19 protein-coding genes are annotated in these 17,321 nt (G+C 34.6%); 12 read left to right on the top strand and 7 right to left on the bottom strand.

Annotated features, from left to right (window positions below; all coding sequences use genetic code 11):
- From GS03_RS12915 to GS03_RS12945, 7 genes are all read left to right on the top strand, one after another.
- Window positions 1–1,167 (top strand): DUF1501 domain-containing protein, encoded by a 1,167-nt coding sequence (locus tag GS03_RS12915; RefSeq protein ID WP_136152946.1) that lies wholly within the window; start codon window positions 1–3, stop codon window positions 1,165–1,167.
- Window positions 1,168–1,245: 78 nt separating this feature from the next.
- Window positions 1,246–1,725, top strand: coding sequence for a hypothetical protein (locus GS03_RS12920; protein WP_136152947.1), 480 nt, complete (start codon window positions 1,246–1,248; stop codon window positions 1,723–1,725).
- Between the two features lie 9 nt (window positions 1,726–1,734).
- A complete protein-coding gene (locus GS03_RS12925; protein ID WP_136152948.1) occupies window positions 1,735–3,504 on the top strand; it encodes a tetratricopeptide repeat-containing sensor histidine kinase in 1,770 nt (589 codons plus the stop codon).
- Window positions 3,501–4,112, top strand: a complete 612-nt coding sequence (locus GS03_RS12930; protein WP_136152949.1) for a response regulator transcription factor — start codon at window positions 3,501–3,503, stop codon at window positions 4,110–4,112. The genes GS03_RS12925 and GS03_RS12930 overlap by 4 nt, the downstream gene beginning before the upstream one ends.
- A 595-nt stretch (window positions 4,113–4,707) precedes the next feature.
- Complete coding sequence (locus GS03_RS12935) at window positions 4,708–4,935, top strand: hypothetical protein (protein ID WP_136152950.1); 228 nt, start codon at window positions 4,708–4,710, stop codon at window positions 4,933–4,935.
- Window positions 4,936–5,064: 129 nt separating this feature from the next.
- Window positions 5,065–6,345, top strand: coding sequence for a peptidase T (gene pepT / locus GS03_RS12940; protein WP_136152951.1), 1,281 nt, complete (start codon window positions 5,065–5,067; stop codon window positions 6,343–6,345).
- Window positions 6,346–6,357: 12 nt separating this feature from the next.
- On the top strand, window positions 6,358–6,939 hold the full coding sequence (locus tag GS03_RS12945) for a YdeI/OmpD-associated family protein (RefSeq protein WP_136152952.1): 582 nt from the start codon (window positions 6,358–6,360) through the stop codon (window positions 6,937–6,939).
- A 59-nt stretch (window positions 6,940–6,998) separates the two neighbouring features.
- On the opposite strand, the gene yajC is transcribed toward GS03_RS12945, so the two are convergent.
- From yajC to GS03_RS12965, 4 genes are all read right to left on the bottom strand, one after another.
- On the bottom strand, window positions 6,999–7,274 hold the full coding sequence (gene yajC, locus GS03_RS12950) for a preprotein translocase subunit YajC (protein WP_136152953.1): 276 nt from the start codon (window positions 7,272–7,274) through the stop codon (window positions 6,999–7,001).
- 13 nt (window positions 7,275–7,287) lie between these two features.
- The gene (locus tag GS03_RS12955) at window positions 7,288–7,767 is read right to left on the bottom strand and encodes a DUF1573 domain-containing protein (RefSeq protein WP_136152954.1); all 480 of its coding nucleotides are present in this window, start codon (window positions 7,765–7,767) and stop codon (window positions 7,288–7,290) included.
- A 6-nt stretch (window positions 7,768–7,773) separates the two neighbouring features.
- On the bottom strand, window positions 7,774–8,679 hold the full coding sequence (gene nusB / locus GS03_RS12960) for a transcription antitermination factor NusB (RefSeq protein ID WP_136152955.1): 906 nt from the start codon (window positions 8,677–8,679) through the stop codon (window positions 7,774–7,776).
- Window positions 8,680–8,794: 115 nt separating this feature from the next.
- Window positions 8,795–9,901 carry a Glu/Leu/Phe/Val family dehydrogenase gene (locus tag GS03_RS12965; RefSeq protein ID WP_136152956.1) on the bottom strand — a complete coding sequence of 369 codons (1,107 nt, stop codon included), beginning with the start codon at window positions 9,899–9,901 and terminating at the stop codon, window positions 8,795–8,797.
- 194 nt (window positions 9,902–10,095) lie between these two features.
- On the opposite strand from GS03_RS12965, the gene GS03_RS12970 reads away from it, so the two are divergent.
- Both GS03_RS12970 and GS03_RS12975 read left to right on the top strand, forming a co-directional pair.
- On the top strand, window positions 10,096–11,853 hold the full coding sequence (locus tag GS03_RS12970; protein ID WP_136152957.1) for an ABC transporter ATP-binding protein: 1,758 nt from the start codon (window positions 10,096–10,098) through the stop codon (window positions 11,851–11,853).
- A 70-nt stretch (window positions 11,854–11,923) separates the two neighbouring features.
- Window positions 11,924–12,301 carry a PUR family DNA/RNA-binding protein gene (locus tag GS03_RS12975; RefSeq protein ID WP_136153119.1) on the top strand — a complete coding sequence of 126 codons (378 nt, stop codon included), beginning with the start codon at window positions 11,924–11,926 and terminating at the stop codon, window positions 12,299–12,301.
- A gap of 54 nt (window positions 12,302–12,355) precedes the next feature.
- Here the strand turns inward: GS03_RS12975 and GS03_RS12980 are convergent, their stop codons facing one another.
- A complete protein-coding gene (locus tag GS03_RS12980; protein ID WP_136152958.1) occupies window positions 12,356–12,694 on the bottom strand; it encodes a tRNA-binding protein in 339 nt (112 codons plus the stop codon).
- Between the two features lie 111 nt (window positions 12,695–12,805).
- Here GS03_RS12980 and glgA point away from each other — a divergent pair, with 111 nt between their 5' ends.
- Together glgA and GS03_RS12990 are read left to right on the top strand one after the other, a co-directional pair.
- Window positions 12,806–14,032 carry a glycogen synthase gene (gene glgA, locus GS03_RS12985; RefSeq protein WP_136152959.1) on the top strand — a complete coding sequence of 409 codons (1,227 nt, stop codon included), beginning with the start codon at window positions 12,806–12,808 and terminating at the stop codon, window positions 14,030–14,032.
- Window positions 14,033–14,058: 26 nt separating this feature from the next.
- Window positions 14,059–15,333 carry a glucose-1-phosphate adenylyltransferase gene (locus GS03_RS12990; RefSeq protein WP_136152960.1) on the top strand — a complete coding sequence of 425 codons (1,275 nt, stop codon included), beginning with the start codon at window positions 14,059–14,061 and terminating at the stop codon, window positions 15,331–15,333.
- A 36-nt stretch (window positions 15,334–15,369) separates the two neighbouring features.
- On the opposite strand, the gene GS03_RS12995 is transcribed toward GS03_RS12990, so the two are convergent.
- On the bottom strand, window positions 15,370–15,678 hold the full coding sequence (locus tag GS03_RS12995) for a cytochrome c (RefSeq protein WP_136152961.1): 309 nt from the start codon (window positions 15,676–15,678) through the stop codon (window positions 15,370–15,372).
- Between the two features lie 141 nt (window positions 15,679–15,819).
- The gene (locus tag GS03_RS13000) at window positions 15,820–16,752 is read right to left on the bottom strand and encodes a peptidylprolyl isomerase (RefSeq protein WP_136152962.1); all 933 of its coding nucleotides are present in this window, start codon (window positions 16,750–16,752) and stop codon (window positions 15,820–15,822) included.
- Between the two features lie 74 nt (window positions 16,753–16,826).
- Between GS03_RS13000 and GS03_RS13005 the strand changes: the two genes are divergently transcribed.
- Window positions 16,827–17,276 (top strand): DUF1569 domain-containing protein, encoded by a 450-nt coding sequence (locus tag GS03_RS13005; RefSeq protein ID WP_136152963.1) that lies wholly within the window; start codon window positions 16,827–16,829, stop codon window positions 17,274–17,276.
- Window positions 17,277–17,321: the final 45 nt, after the last annotated feature.

Raw genomic sequence — 17,321 nt, forward strand, 5'->3', positions numbered from 1 at the left:
ATGAACAGAAGAAACTTTCTCACGCTCACAGGAACATTCACAGGAGGAACATTGCTTCTGCCGAACTTTCTTCATGCTTTTGGTTCGCAATCCAATTTGGTTATTGGTGAACAATGTTTGGTATTCATTCAGTTAAATGGTGGTAATGACGGTTTGAATACGTTTATTCCTTTTGAAGATTCGTTATATTATGATTACCGCACCAAAATAGCCTTGGATAAAAACACTATTATCAGCAGAAATAAAGGCATGGCGTTTCATCCGTCGCTGAAAGATTTTGCAAACATGCAGCAAAACGGAGATTTAACCGTAATTCAAAATGTGGGTTATCCCGAACCAAACCGATCGCATTTCCGAAGTCAGGAAATTTGGCAGACCGCTTCAGATGCTAATCAATATATAAGCAATGGTTGGCTTGGCCGCTATCTTGATTTGCAATGCAAAGAGCATGAACCAACTGCCGGAGTAAATTTTGATAACATTGATAATTTATCTCTCAAAGGCAATGAGCCAAACTCGATAACGTTAAAAGATCCAAATCGTTTTAAGATGCGAACTGACAACGATGATATGGTAAAGCTTTCTGATAATCCGCAATTGGATTTTGTGCGTAAGATTGCTAATTCGGTTTCTGAAGGTTCGGATGACATTCAAAAGGCATTGGCAAAATCAACTTCGGAAATCAATTATCCCAAAACGGGTTTGGGTAAAAATTTAGAATGGATTGCCCGATTAATAAAAGGCAATCTGAACTCAAAAGTTTATTATACTTCGCAAAACGGTTATGATACGCATGACAATCAAATCAATATTCAGCAACGTAATTTAACTGAACTTAATGATGCTATTTATAGTTTTTATACCGAATTAAAAAAAGCACAATTGCTTCAAAATGTTACTTTGGTTGTCTTTTCAGAATTTGGGAGACGTGTTAAAGAAAATGGCAATGGAACAGATCACGGAACTGCGGCACCAATGTTTATCATAGGAGGAAATAACAAAGGGAAAATTATTGGCAACAATCCAAACCTTGCTGATTTAGATAACGGCGATCTAAAGTATGAAGTTGATTTTAGAAGTGTATATGCCTCTTTGTTACAAAGCAAAATGAATTTTGATTACACAAAAATTGGTATTACCAATAAAGTTTTGAATGAATTATTTTAATAACTATTCTTCACTTGCAATATTATTTACGAAAATCCCCACTAGTGGGGATTTTTTTTATAATTTAAACTCGGAATTTTGAAACTACTAACCTTAAACACTAAACACATGAAAATCTATGATTCATTTGGAATTTTTGATGACATTAAACAAGAGTTCTATTTAACTTGTCAACTCACAAATATTGATCCTGATCTTTATGAAATCACAGCTTATTATGACATTTGCAACACAACTCGTTACGCTATTGTAGCAATACTTCAGACAAAAGATGGAAATGATAAAGATTTAAGCACCTATCCGCCAGACTTTACCTATAAGGTAAGTGATGTAGAATTCACAGATTTAGACCAAAGTTATTTAACTCCGGGTGATAAAGATATTTTTAGCATACAAAAAGGTGAAACGATTGATGTCATTTTACATCACGGAATTGGCTTTGACCCGATAAATAATGCTTATGATGATGATTACATCAAAAACTATAAAGTAGAAACTTATGTCTATTATTCAAAAGGCTCTCCTCCTGGAGCAAGGGGTACAGGTGTATTAACTTAAAAATCATTAATGAATAAGTGTTTAAAACTTAAAATCATTACAAAGACGGTGGTATTACTTTTTATCACTGTCTTTGCTATGGGGCAAAATAAAAGTTTGAAAAGTGTTGAAACCACTTTTGAAGATTTAGACTTCAACGAAAGAATAACTGGTTTGCAAAAAATAAACCCAAACCAATTATCTAATGATGACAAAGCTCTTTTTTATCTTTTATATGGTCAGACTTATTATAAAAACAGCAATGGTGCCAAGGCACTACCCTATTTTATGAAAGCCAAAGACATTTATAAAACACAAAAAAATTATGATAAGGTTATCGATATTAACCTTATCATAGTCGAAATGAAAGGACTGACTGACTACAAATACAATGACTACAAATACCTGATTGATGAAGCTGTTGATTATGCTACAAAAAGAAATAACATTCCTTTATTGTGTAAAACCTATAAAGAAATAGGTAATAATTTATTTGATTCTGATCCATTAAAAGCAATAGACTATTATCAAAAAGCAATCCTTGAAAATAAAAAAGTTAAGGATTCCTTCTTTGAGGCTAATGTGAGGTCAAATATCGGATTAGTATATATTGAAAAATTACACAATTATAAATTAGCTCGAAAATATAATGCTTTAGCGTTCGACTATTATCAAAAGCATAAATTGAACTTTAATATTGCCTGTAATTACATTAATCAGGCAGATCTTTTTTTAAAGGAAAAAAAATATGACTCTGCCATGATAATGTATAAAAAAGCGGAGGTTCTAGATATAAAAGACAATAATACGAATACCCGAATTATCCTGTATGGATATATGGCTGACTTGTATAAGGAGATGAAGGATTATAAAAAAGCTCTGGAATATACCGATAAACAAAAAGTGTATCAAAGCATAAATGATGACAACGAACAAGTAAAAGCAATAAGAGATATTGATGCTAAATACCAAACCAAAGAACATAAAGATGAAATAGCCTGGTTAAAAAGTCTTACGAAAAAAGGTGGAGCGGTAATTGTTTTTTTGGTAGCACTTTTAGTCCTGATTTTTTTAGGATACAAAAACCTCCGCAAAAAGAAAAAAATTGCAGAGCAGGAAAAGTTAATCGAAACCCAAAAACTTCAAAATGTTCTTCAGGAGCAAGAGCTTCACGAAATAGACAAGTTACTTGAAGGGCAGGAAAAAGAACGCATCAAAATTGCCAATGACTTACACGATAATCTGGGAAGTTTATTGGCTACACTCAAACTTAATTTTCAAAACCTGAAGAAACAAGATGTAAACAATGATGATGCTGATAATTTGTTTAATAAAACCGACGAATTAATAGAAGAAGCTTATCAAAAAGTGCGAACAATTGCTCACACCAAAAATGCCGGCGTAATTGCCAATCAAGGTTTGCTGCCAGCTGTTAGAAACATTGCCAAAAAAATGAATATTCCGGGCAAACTTACTGTTGAAGTTATTCCATTTGGACTTGAAGAACGCTTAGAAAATGCGCTCGAGGTAACCATTTTCAGAATGATACAAGAATTGCTTACCAACGCCATCAAGCATGCTAATGCTACAGAAATCAGCATACATCTTACCCAACATGATGATAGCTTAAACATCATCATAGAAGATAATGGAGATGGATTTAATTATAAAAAAATAGATAAGAAAGAAGGCATGGGATTAACCAATATTGAAAAAAAAGTGGAACAAATGGGAGGCGTTTTTACTATTGATAGTAAAGAAAAAAGAGGCACTTCCATTCTAATTGACATACCCTTATGATAACATTAGCTATTGCCGAAGACCATCAGGCGCTGATTGATGGCATGAAGTTATTTTTTAAAAACGAAGCTGACATTATGATTGTGGGGGAAGCCAATGATGGTGAAGAACTTATTGAATTGGTAAAAACTAAAAGACCAAGCGTAGTTATCACTGATATTCGTATGCCAAAATGCGACGGAATCACAGCAACCCGAATCATCAAAAGCCAATTCCCACAAACAAAAGTTATTGCCTTTAGCATGTTTGACAAAGACGAAGCCATCGAACAGATGAAAGCCGCCGGAGCATCGGGCTATATCATGAAAAATTCCTCATTGCAAACCGTACTCGATGCAATTAGAACTGTTGCCCGAAACGAAACTTTTTTTGACGATGCCATTACTGCAAAAGATTCTCAGACTAAAGAAGCGATTATCTTAAGTTCACGCGAAAAAGAAATTCTCCGATTAGTAGGTGAAGGCAAATCTTCCCAGGAAATCGCAGATGCCTTAAACATTGGAAAATCAACAGTTGACACCCATCGTAAAAACATTATAAAGAAATTCAATATTACCGGAAAAAATGATTTTTTGCGATTTGCCGTAGAACGGAAATACGATTTCTAACTCAAAAAAAAGCTTATTAAAATAATTGAAAAATCCCCTCTAGTGGGGATTTTTTTGTGCTTTTCGTTTTCGAACTTTGAACTGTTATTATAATTATAACAAAGTGGTTAAGTTAGAAATCCTGCCCGAAATAATCTCATAGTGGTATTTGAAATTTAAAAAAGGGCAGGTTTTTAAATAAATATGATCAAAAGAACAGACAAATTATAGTATGACGCTTCTAAAAAAACTAACTAAGATGAACAAAACGTGCTAATCAAATCAAGAAAAACAGCCATAATTATCATTAAAGTTCTTTTAGTATGCTGTGTGATTATCATTGGATGGGAACTTTATTTACTGATGGAAAACTAATTTTTTAATTATAAAAATTATGAAACTTCTAAAAATTGATAACAAAAACATGCTGACTACAGCGGATAAAACCACAAACGTTATTATCAAAATCCTTTTAGCATGTAGCGTAGTTTTAGTAGGATGCGAACTGTATATACTCTTAAAATTATAAATATTCCTTTCAACCCTCTTGTTTTTAATTTGAGACGATTACTACTCCAAGAGGGTTCGCAAGGATAAAACTAAAAAACTAGAAATCATGAGTTGGAACAAAGTAGAATACAATTGCAGAGCCATATATGAATACCAATTCATTAATGGAGAAAAACCAATGGAACGAAGAATTTTGATACAAGTTATAGCCGAAGAGTTTCCCGATTTACCCCGAGTGCGAATTGCTTATGCAGTTGACAGATGTATCAACACCGTGGCTGCTCCAATGAGTCCAAGTACCTTTTTGACTTTTGTACAAAGTTATTTGAGATAATTATAAATTTAGTCGTAGCGAATTACGATACTTTGGAACTCCAAAAGCACAATCAAAACTCATAATTCATTCCGCTCTTCACTCGGGTCATAATTCGAAATTAATTATATTTGCTGAAAATATAATCAAATGCAACACATTATCGACCGCTTTGTAAGCTACGTCACTATCGATACCGAATCAGATCCAAATTCTGATACTACACCAAGCACAAAAAAACAATTTGACCTTGCTAATAAACTGGCAGAAGAATTAAAAACCATCGGTCTAAAAGAAGTCACGATTGACAAACATGGTTACATCATGGCGACTTTACCTTCTAATGTTGACCACGAAGTTCCAACGATTGGTTTCATTTCCCACTTTGATACAACTCCTGATTTTACAGGTAAAGATGTAAAACCACAAATAGTTCCTAACTATGATGGTGGCGATATTGTTTTAAACGCAGAACAAAACATCGTTTTATCTCCTAATTATTTCAAAGATTTATTGCTTTACAAAGGACAAACCCTAATTACAACCAACGGTTTGACGCTTCTTGGTGCCGATGACAAAGCCGGTATCACCGAGATTGTAACTGCTATAGAATATTTAGTCAACAATCCAGAAATCAAGCACGGAAAAATCCGTGTGGGTTTTACACCCGATGAAGAAATTGGTCGTGGTGCTGATTTATTTGATGTGAAAAAGTTTGGCGCCGATTGGGCTTACACTATGGATGGCAGTCAGATTGGCGAATTAGAATATGAAAACTTTAATGCTGCTGGTGTCAAAATTACTTTCAAAGGAAAAAGTGTGCATCCGGGTTATGCCAAAGGAAAAATGATAAACTCCATGCTTATCGCGAACGATTTTATCAATGAATTACCAAAGCATGAAACACCACAGGAAACTAAAGGTTATGAAGGTTTCTTTCACGTAACCGGAATTTCGGGAAGCATCGAAGAAACTAAACTGGATTTGATCATTCGTGACCACGACATGAAAAAATTCAAAAAACGCAAGGAGTTAGTTCATGACATTACGAAAAAATTCAACAAAAAATTCGCAAAACAATTCGGTGAAGACATTGTAATCACGACTATCAAAGATCAGTATTACAACATGAAAGAGAAGGTTGAACCTGTAATGTTTATTGTTGATTTGGCTGAAAAAGCCATGAAATCATTAGACATAAAACCGTTGATTAAACCTATTCGTGGCGGAACAGATGGCTGCCGATTATCGTATATGGGTTTACCGTGCCCGAATATTTTTGCCGGCGGACACAACTTCCACGGAAAATACGAATATGTTCCGGTAGAAAGCATGCAAAAAGCAATTGATGTCATTATCAAAATTGCAGAACTTACGGCTACAACAGATTTCTCAAAAACAGAGAAGAAGAAATCTAAAAAGAAGAAGTAATTTTCCATCGCAATGAAAGAAGAAAAACGCATCTGGGACAAAGTCAATCAATGGGAAAATGAATTGAGAATTCTTCGTGAAATAATTCAGAAAACCGAATTGGTTGAAACCAATAAATGGGGCGGCGAAGTCTATACTGTCAACAACAAAAACGTGTTGGGAATTGGTGGCTTCAAGAACTATTTTGTTATTTGGTTTTGGAATGGTGTGTTTCTAAAAGACGAAGCCAAAGTTTTGGTCAATGCCAATGAAGGTGTAACCAAAGGATTGCGACAATGGCGTTTTACTTCAGCAGCTGATGTTAATGAGAAACTGGTTTTGCATTATATCAACGAAGCGATTTCTAACGAAAAAGCCGGTCTTTCAATAAAACCCGAAAAGAAAGAAGCCATGAAATGTGATTTCTTTGAAAGTGAACTCAATAAAGATTCAAAGTTGAACGCAGCTTTTGAAAAATTCAGTCCTTATAAACAAAAAGAATTTTGGGAATTTATGGCAACAGCCAAGCAGGAAAAAACTAAAGTTACGCGATTAGAGAAAATCAAACCTATGATTATGGAAGGATTGGGTTTGAATGATAAATACAGGAAATAATTCATAATTTATAACTGTCAAATAAAAAAGCCTCTCGTCTGAGAGGCTTTTTTATTTGACTATGCTTTCTTATTCAACGCTGCTGTTAATTCTAACGAAATAGCAGAACGCTCAATTTTAAGCTTTCCTGACATGGTTTCGATTACCACTGACGTTTCTGCCAGTTCAGCAATTTTTCCGTGGAAACCACTTTTAGTAATGATTTTATCACCCACTTTTAAACCTGCTTCGAATTCTTTTTCTTGTTTGATTTTCTTTTGTTGTGGCCTTATCATAAAGAAATACATAACCACAATGATTAATAAAAAAAACGGTAATTGTCCAAATTCTCCCATAATAATTAATTTTTTAGCCCTTTTTAGGCACTTCGATGTTAGCTTTAATTGTTAATATTTTGTTTTCTTCTTTTGTATTGCAAATAATGGTTACTGTTTTTGAAGTTTCGCCGTGTTTTCCGGCTGAAGTAAACCATACATGTATTTTTCCCGATTCACCAACTTTTATAGGTGTTTTTGGGTAATCAGGAACAGTACATCCACAAGATCCTCTGGCAGATGTAATAATCAAATCGGCTTCGCCAGTATTTTTAAAGGAAAAATCATATACTGCATTATCTCCTTGTTGAATCGTACCAAAATCATGCTCTTCTTGATCAAAACTCATTATTGGATATTTCCCGTTTGCAGGAACCGATTTTGATGGATTTGAAAGATTAACATTATCGGTTGTCCGAATCGTCGGAATCTTTTTGGTATCTTCATTTTTACAAGCAGTAGCTATTATCAACAAACCTACTACAAGCAATAAATTGAATTTTCTTGTCATCATTTATAATTACATTAATCCTCTTCCTGTTTTTTGAATTTTATTTTCGCTTTGAAATTCTTTGACCAAATTGTCTAAAATTCCGTTGATAAAAATACTGCTTTTTGGTGTTGAATATTCTTTGGCTAATTCCAAATATTCGTTGATTGTCACTTTGACCGGAATTGATGGAAATTTTAAAAACTCACAGATTGCCATTTTCAAAATGATGGTATCAATTTCTGCTATTCTATCCGCATCCCAATTTGGAGTTTTGTCGATGTATTCTTTGGCCAATTCAATTTCATTAAGCACCGTTTTTCTAAATAACAAGCTCACAAATTCCTGATCTTCCTGGTCTTTGTACAATTTAGTTACTTTAAATTCTGTTCCTTCTGAAATTTGCTTCAACTGTTTTTGAATTTGAGTATTCACCAACGGAATATCGTCAATCCATGTCAATTTATTGTCTTCCAGATATTCGTATAACTTCTCATTTGGAGCAATCAGTTCGGTAAACATATCCGCAACAAATTCTTTATCTTCTTCAAAAGAACTTTTTTTGGTGCTCATGTAGTTTTCATACAACGAACTTTGCTTGATTTCGTTAAGTAAAATCAAAATATAGTCATCGTTCATCGACCAGTTGTTGATTTTTCTTTTTTCTAAAGCAATACTCAACGAATTGCTATCTTCTAATAATTGAAGAACCGCATTGTTGACAAATTTTTTGTTGGGATTTTTTTCTTCTGGTGTAGCTAAATGTTTTTTGCTCGAAGCTTCTAAAAAGACAACTTCTTTTTTTCTGATTTCAATCAGTGAAGACATCATAATTAAATACAAATCCTGAATACTATCGATACTGTGAAGCAAAAATTTTTCTTCTTTTTCAATATCATCAGAATTTTTTTGATGTAATGCATAAATGGATTGCATTACTTTTACCCTAATATGTCTTCTGTTTAACACCTGTAAGAACTTTTAAAATTAACAAAGCGAAAGAAAATCTTTCGCTTTGCAAAAATAGTAATTATTTTATTTTGAAACGGCTTTATTTAGCAGCGTTTTCTTTTTTTCTTTGCGCAATTCTGTTTTCGGCAATTTGCATCGCAGCTTGTTGCGTTGTCAAATTATTTTTATCAGCGAAACTGAAAATCTCAAGTGTTGTATTGTAGATGTTTTCTGTTTTTCTCATTGCTTCACCTTCGGCATACTTAACCAATTCGCCATAAACATTGATAATTCCACCAGCATTTATCAGGAAATCCGGCGCATATGCAATACCTCTTTCTCTTAGAATCGGTCCGTGAACAGCTTCAACTGCCAACTGATTATTGGCTGCGCCGGCAATTACTTTAGCTTTGATTTTATAAATGGTATCGTCATTGATAGTTGCTCCAAGCGCACAAGGTGAATAAATATCAACATCAGCAGCATATAAATCGGCTCCAGTGAAAATTTGGGCACCATATTTTGCTACCATATTTTCCATTTTATCCTGATGAATATCCGACACAAAAACAATCGCTCCTTCTTTTGTCAAATGACTAATCAATGTTTCTCCAACATGACCGTTTCCTTGCACCAAAACTTTTTTCCCTGCTAAACTATCTGAACCAAACTGGTACTTTGCCGCTGCTTTCATTCCCATATAAACACCATAAGCTGTCACAGGAGAAGGATTACCTGAACCACCTTTTTCAATAGAAATTCCGGTAACAAATTTTGTTACTTCATGAATTCTGTCCATATCTTCTGTAGTCGTTCCAACATCTTCTGCAGTGATGTATTTTCCGCTTAGCGAATTTACAAACTGACCAAAACGCGTAATCATTTCGGGAGTTTTATCCGTTTTGGCATCGCCAATAATTACGGCTTTTCCGCCACCTAGATTTAAACCTGTTATGGCTGACTTATAAGTCATTCCACGTGAAAGACGTAAAACATCATTCAAAGCTTCCCATTCGTTTGTGTAATTCCACATTCTGGTACCGCCAAGTGCTGGTCCCATTACCGTATTATGGATTCCAATAATTGCTTTTAATCCTGTATCTTTGTCATTACAAAAAACAATTTGTTCGTGATTATCAAAAGATAGCTGACCAAAAACGGGATCCATTTTTTTAAGCTCTGCCGGTGTAGTGATTTCTGATGTCATTTTGTAAATGTATTAATTAAGGCTTTTTAAAAAAGTCCGTACAAAATTAAAACTTTATTCAATAAAATTCACTAAAATCAGGAATAATTGGCAATTTGTTAATAAAATCAATTTAAATCAAGAATACGATAATTTAAGTATTTTTAACGATTTAACACTAAACAGTTTTTAAAATCCCATTTTGTATATTTTCAATGAAAGAACTTCAGTATTTAAACAAATATTTTGTCAAATATAAATTCCATTTTTTATTAGGAATTATCATAACAATTGTAGCCCAAATTTTTTCACTCTTCACGCCAAAGCTCATTAGCAAATCGTTTGAAGTCATTGAAGATTTTCACAAAAAAGGTTTGAGCAATGAGGTTGTTAAAACCGAATTAATTCACAATATCTTTTGGATTATTGGCACCACTTTGATTGCCGGAGTTTTAACGTTCCTTATGCGACAAACTTTGATTGTAATGTCGCGCCATGTTGAGTTTGATTTAAAGAATGAAGTCTTTAAACATTATGAAGTTCTGGATCAGAATTTTTACAAACGCAACCGGACCGGCGATTTGATGAACCGCATCAGTGAAGACGTGTCAAAAGTCAGAATGTATGTTGGACCAGCGGTAATGTACACTATCAATACATTCATTCGGTTTACAGTTGTTATCATATATATGTATAATGTTTCGCCCCGACTGACATTATATACTATACTGCCGTTACCAATTCTTGCTTTTATTATTTTCAAACTAAGTCAGGAAATCAATAAGCGAAGTACTATTTTCCAACAATATTTATCAAAGGTTTCGAGTTTTACTCAGGAAATATTTTCCGGAATTCGTGTCGTAAAAGCCTATGCTTTGGAAAAACAATATCAAAACAATTTAGATGATTTGGCCAAAGAAAGTAAATCCAAAAGTATGAGTTTGGCCGGAGTGCAATCACTTTTTGGTCCGTTGATGATTGCTTTAATTGGCGTGAGCAACTTAACTGTTATTTATTTTGGCGGAATGATGTATATCGACGGAACCATAAAAAGCATTGGAACCATTGCCGAATTTATTTTGTATGTCAATATGCTGACATGGCCTGTGGCTTCTATTGGCTGGGTTTCATCCTTGGTGCAGGAAGCTGAAGCTTCACAAAAAAGGATTAATGAATTCCTAAAAATTGAACCCGAAATCAAAAACAAAACCACAAAAAAAACAAACATACAAGGCAATATCGAATTCCGAAATGTGACTTTTACTTATGAAGATACTGAAATTACGGCGCTGCAAAATATTTCATTTACCGTAAAAAGAGGAGAAACTTTAGCAATTTTAGGAAAAACCGGTTCGGGGAAATCGAGCATTTTATCTTTGATTACCCGAATGTATGACATCAAAAACGGAACGATAACTATCGATGGCAAAAAGATAGATGAAGTCAATTTAAACGACTTGCGAAACAGCATTGGCATTGTGCCGCAGGATGCTTTTCTTTTCTCGGACACGATTAAAAACAACATCAAATTCGGAAAAGAAAATGCCACAGACGAAGAAGTAATTGATGCTGCCAAAAAAGCTGTCGTTCACAACAATATTATTCACTTCAAAAAACAATACGAAACCATTTTAGGAGAACGAGGTATCACACTTTCGGGTGGTCAAAAGCAACGTGTTTCTATTGCGAGGGCGATTATCAAAAACCCTGAAATATTATTGTTTGATGATTGTCTTTCGGCTGTAGATACCGAAACCGAAGAACAAATTTTGAATAACTTATTAGAAATTTCCAAAGACAAAACCACGATTATTGTCAGTCACCGCGTTTCTTCTGCAAAAAATGCAGACAAAATAATTATCCTCGACGAAGGCCAAATCATCCAAGAAGGCACTCATAATCAATTAGTAAACCAAGACGGTTATTATGCCGAATTGTATGCGAAACAACTTTCGGAAAAAGAATTAAATTAATTGTTGTTTGGTAACGAAAAATTTACCATTTTTGAACTGTTTACAAACACTACTAATTGACCGAAAGAATATGAGAGAAAATGATATGTTAGAAAAAGATGAGATTTTTTCTAAAGTTTTAAGAGCAGGAAGAAGAACTTATTTCTTCGATGTGAGAGCAACAAAAGCTGATGATTACTACATAACCATTACAGAAAGTAAAAAGTTTACAGAAGAAGATGGTTCTTTTCACTTCAAAAAGCATAAAATTTATTTGTACAAAGAAGACTTCGCTGCTTTCTCTGAAATTTTAGAAGAAATGACCGCTTATGTTTTGAACCACAAAGGCGAAGAAGTAATCTCTGAAAGACATCAAAAAGACTTCAAAAGAGAATACCAACAAGAAACTACGGAAGAGAAACCAACTTCAGAAAAAAGTTTCACAGATATCGATTTTGACGATATTTAAGAAATAACTAGTAACTAGTGATTAGTCCGAAACTGAAAAGTTTTGGACTTTTTTTTATCCTATTCGCAAACCATTCTCAACTTTCAAGTCCGAACTTAGCAAAACAATATCATCTTCGTTTACCGAACCCAAAACCAAACATTCGCTCATAAAATTGCCGATTTGTTTCTTTGGGAAATTCACAACAGCAACAATTTGTTTTCCAACTAAAGCTTCTTTTGTGTACCGTTTTGTAATTTGTGCCGAAGATTTTCTAATTCCGATTTCTGCCCCAAAATCTATCGTCAATTGAAATGCAGGTTTTCTTGCTTGTGGAAAATCATTGACTTCCAGTATGGTGCCAATTCGCATTTCTACTTTTTCAAAATCCTGCCAGAAAAGGGTTTGTTCCATAAAAATAGGGTCTGAATAGTTTTTATATAGTCATAAATGTAGTAAAAACATTTTATTTTCTTAATTTTAAGAAATTATAAACTGCATAACCTATTAAATCCCATTTTCTTTATGAAAATTGCACTTTTTACTAATGAATTTCCACCGAATATTTATGGCGGTGCCGGAGTTCATATTGATTTTCTGAGTCAGGAATTAGCCAAGTTGGGCGATGTTGAAGTACGCTGTTTTGGAAATCAAGAGGAACATTTAAAATCGATGAACGTTTTAGGTATTCAATCTTCATTAACCAAAATGGAAGATGAAACCAATCCGCATATCAAAATGTTTCATAATTTGAGTAAAAATGTGGAAATGTCACAACATACGATGCAAGCTGATGTTGTTCATTGCCATACCTGGTATACACATTTGGCAGGAATATTTTCACGTGAATTGTTGCAAATACCTTTAATTCTGACAACACATAGTTTAGAAACCCATCGTCCATGGAAAGTAGAACAATTAGGTAATGGCTATTTTCTTTCCCGTTGGATAGAAAATCACGCCTACAATACTGCCGATGGTGTAATTGCTGTCAGCCAACAAATGAAAACCGATGTTGTTGAAGCTTATGGCATAAACCCTGAAAAAGTAACGGTAATTCATAACGGCATTGATCCTGAATTTTACAAACCAACTTTTGACAATCAGTTATTGGAAGAACTCGGAATAAATCCGACTATTCCTTTTGTGCTTTTTGTGGGTCGGATTACACGTCAGAAAGGAATCTCACAATTGATTTCGGCAGCGAAATATTTTAATGCAACTTGCCAAATTGTATTGTGTGCCGGTGCACCGGATACGCCGGAAATAGCTAAAGAAACTGAAGAACTTATTGCCGATTTAAAATCGCAACGCGACGGAATAATTTTAATTTCCGAAATGTTGCCAAGAGAAAAGGTCAAAGTGCTTTACAGTCATGCCCGCGTTTTTGCCTGTCCATCACTTTATGAGCCTTTTGGCATTATCAATCTGGAAGCATTATCGTGCGAAACTCCGGTTGTTGGAAGTGCGGTTGGCGGAATTCCTGAAATAATTCAAGAAGGGAAAACAGGGTACTTAATCGAGCTTGAAAGTGTTTCCCGAACCGATTTTAATCCAAAAAATCCTGAAGCATTTCAGAAAAATTTTGCAGCAAAAGTCAATCTTTTATTAGATGATGAAAATCTGGCAAACCAGATGGGAAAAGCAGGAAGAGAAAGGGTTTTAGAAAAATTCAGTTGGGAATCGATTGCAAAAACTACGTTTAACTATTATGAAAAAGTCATTTCCCAATTTGAAAAAGAAAAAGCTTAATTAAAAATCTAAACAATAATTTAACCATGATAAACAAAAGTACATTAGCTATAATTTTAGGTGGCGGACAAGGCTCAAGATTATCACCATTGACAGAAAGCCGATCAAAACCAGCCGTTCCAATTGCGGGAAAATATCGTTTAGTTGATATTCCGATTTCCAATTGTATTAATTCTGACATTAAAAGAATGTTTGTTTTGACCCAATTTAATTCGGCTTCGTTAAACCAACACATCAAAAACACCTATCATTTCAGCCATTTCAGCCTGGCTTTTGTAGATATTTTGGCGGCAGAACAAACACCTGATAATCCAACATGGTTTCAGGGAACAGCCGATGCAGTTAGACAATGTATGACTCATTTTATGAATCATGATTTTGATTATGCCTTAATTTTATCAGGTGACCAATTGTATCAAATGGATTTTAATGAAATGATTAAAGCTCATGAGAAAAGCGGCGCTACCATTTCAATTGCAACCTTACCGGTAACTGCTAAAGAAGCCCCGGAATTTGGAATTCTGAAAACGGATTCAGAGAATTTTATCTCGTCGTTTATAGAAAAACCTAATGTGAGTTTACTTCCCGAATGGACATCAGAAGTGAGTGAAGAGTCAAAAGCGGAAGGGAAACTTTATTTAGCTTCGATGGGAATTTATATTTTCAACCGCGAATTGTTAGTTGAATTAATGAAAAACCCTGATACCAAGGATTTTGGAAAAGAAATCATTCCACAAGCCATTGGAAAACAAAAGATACTGAGTTATCAGTACGAAGGATATTGGACAGATATTGGAAATATTGATTCCTTTTTTGAAGCTAATTTAGGCTTGACCGATGATATTCCAAAATTCAATTTATTCGACAATTCAAGTAAAATTTACACACGCGCAAGAGTTTTGCCACCATCAAAAATTACGGGTGCCTCTACAGTAGATAAATCTGTTATCGCTGAAGGTTGTATAATAAATGGTACTACTATTGAGCATTCTGTAATTGGAATTAGAAGCAGAATTGATTTTGGTTCATCCATCATAAACTCTTATTTAATGGGTAATGATTACTATCAAAATATAGATGAGATTAGGACGAACCAAATGCATGGAATTATCAATATTGGTATAGGCGAACGTTGCTTTATCAATAACACCATTGTAGATAAAAACTGTAGAATTGGAAATGATGTCCGGCTCAATGGCGGCAAACATTTAGAAGACGCAAATACCGATTTGTACACCGTTAAGGACGGAATTATAGTAGTAAAAAAAGGAGCTGTTATACCCGATGGTTTTACAATATAAAGACAAAAAAATCCCGATTACTCGGGATTTCCTTTTTTAATTCATTGTCACGTAGTTGTATATTTTTTGTCCTGCTACGTCATCTAAATGAGCTTTCTTTTGCATACTTGCAACTATTGGTTTCCATGCTTCTGCAGAAAAATCTTTTGGATCATATAACTTATGACATTTGGCACAATTGTTCTCGTACAAACTTTTGCCTTCTGCCAGTTCCGGCGTCATTACTGTTGCTATTGAAGCAGTCGGTTCTGTTTTCTTAACTTCTGTTGTTGGAACGCTCGATTTAGACGCACAGGAATAAATGATTACGGCTAGAACGGATAAGGCAAGTACTTTATATTTCATGTTTTTTGTTTTTATTCCGCTGCGCTACATACAATTCGGCTACGCCTCGGGTTTGGTTTAGGTAAATGTAAAAAAAATCCCAACAGTGAAACTATTGGGAAATTAATCTTAATTAAATCTTAAGGTCTGCTCGCCTAATGACTACTTCACATCCATTAATTCTACATCAAAAACTAAAGTTGCATCAGGCGGAATTACACCACCGGCTCCACTTGAGCCGTATCCTAAATAAGACGGAATAACAAAACGGGCTTTGTCCCCAACTTGTAACAAAGCAATTCCTTCGTCCCAACCTTCGATTACGTGACCTTTTCCTAAAGGAAATTCAATTGGTTTTTTTCTTGGATAAGAAGAATCAAATGTTTTTCCGTTTTCTAATTGTCCTGTATAATGAACTGAAACTGTTTTACCGGCTTCTGCTTGCTTTCCGTTTCCTTTTTGGATGAACTTATAACGCAAACCACTTTCTGTTTTTTCAAAACCGGCAGCCAATTTTTCCATGGCTTCTTCCGCTAGTTTTTTAGCTTCTGCAATTCTTTTGGCACGTGAACCTTCAAATGTTCTGAACGCTTCGATAGCGTTCCATTTTTGCGCTTCGTCTCCTACTCTAACGATTTCAATACTGTCTATCAAATCGCCTTGTGCAACAGCATCAACAACATCCTGACCTTCTACTACGTTCCCAAAAACAGTGTGTTTTCCATCTAACCAATTCGTTGGAACATGCGTAATAAAAAACTGCGAACCATTGCTTCCCGGACCAGAGTTTGCCATAGACAAAACACCTGGTTTATCGTGTTTTAAGCTTGGATGAAACTCATCGTCAAAGTTGTAACCCGGACCACCAGTTCCAATTCCTTGTGGACATCCACCCTGAATCATAAAATCCGGAATTACCCTGTGGAATTTTAATCCGTCGTAATATGGTTTTCCCATTGGTTTTGCTGAATTTTCTAATTGCCCTTCGGCTAATCCAACAAAATTACCAACTGTTCCCGGTGTTAAATCATGTGTCAGTTTTACTAAAATCGAACCTTTAGTCGTGTTGAATTTAGCATATATTCCGTTTTCCATAATGTGAATTTTTATTTTGTGGTGCAAAGATAATATTTAAAATTGTAATTTTGGTTACCAATAAAAACGAAAACATGGGTTCAATTTACAGCAAAGCCGACAATGAAATTGTCATTTCAAGAATCAATAAACTTACACCTGAAAGTAAAGCACAATGGGGAAAAATGACAGTAGACCAAATGCTTTCACATTGTCAGGCTCCAATGGATTTTGCCTTTGGAAAAACTCCAATGAGATCTAATTTTATCATGCGCTTATTTGGGAAAATGTTGAAAGGAAAAGTTTTTAGTTCAACCGAATTCAAGAAAAACAGTCCGACAGCGCCGGCTTTTATCCGAACAGGCACTTATGATTTTGAAGAAACCAAAAATGGGCTAATCGAAAGAATAGGAGTATTTTCAGATTTGGGACAAAAAGCACTTAAAACTACCAAGCATCCTTTCTTTGGGGAATTGACTTATGACGAATGGAGTCAGTTGCAGACTATGCATCTTGATCATCATTTAAAACAGTTTGGAGTATAGAAACGTAAAGTCCTAGCCCCGATAGAAGTGAAAATCCTGACATTG

Origin of the sequence: Flavobacterium sangjuense, from assembly GCF_004797125.1 — a bacterium.
Classification (GTDB): Bacteria; Bacteroidota; Bacteroidia; order Flavobacteriales; family Flavobacteriaceae; genus Flavobacterium; species Flavobacterium sangjuense.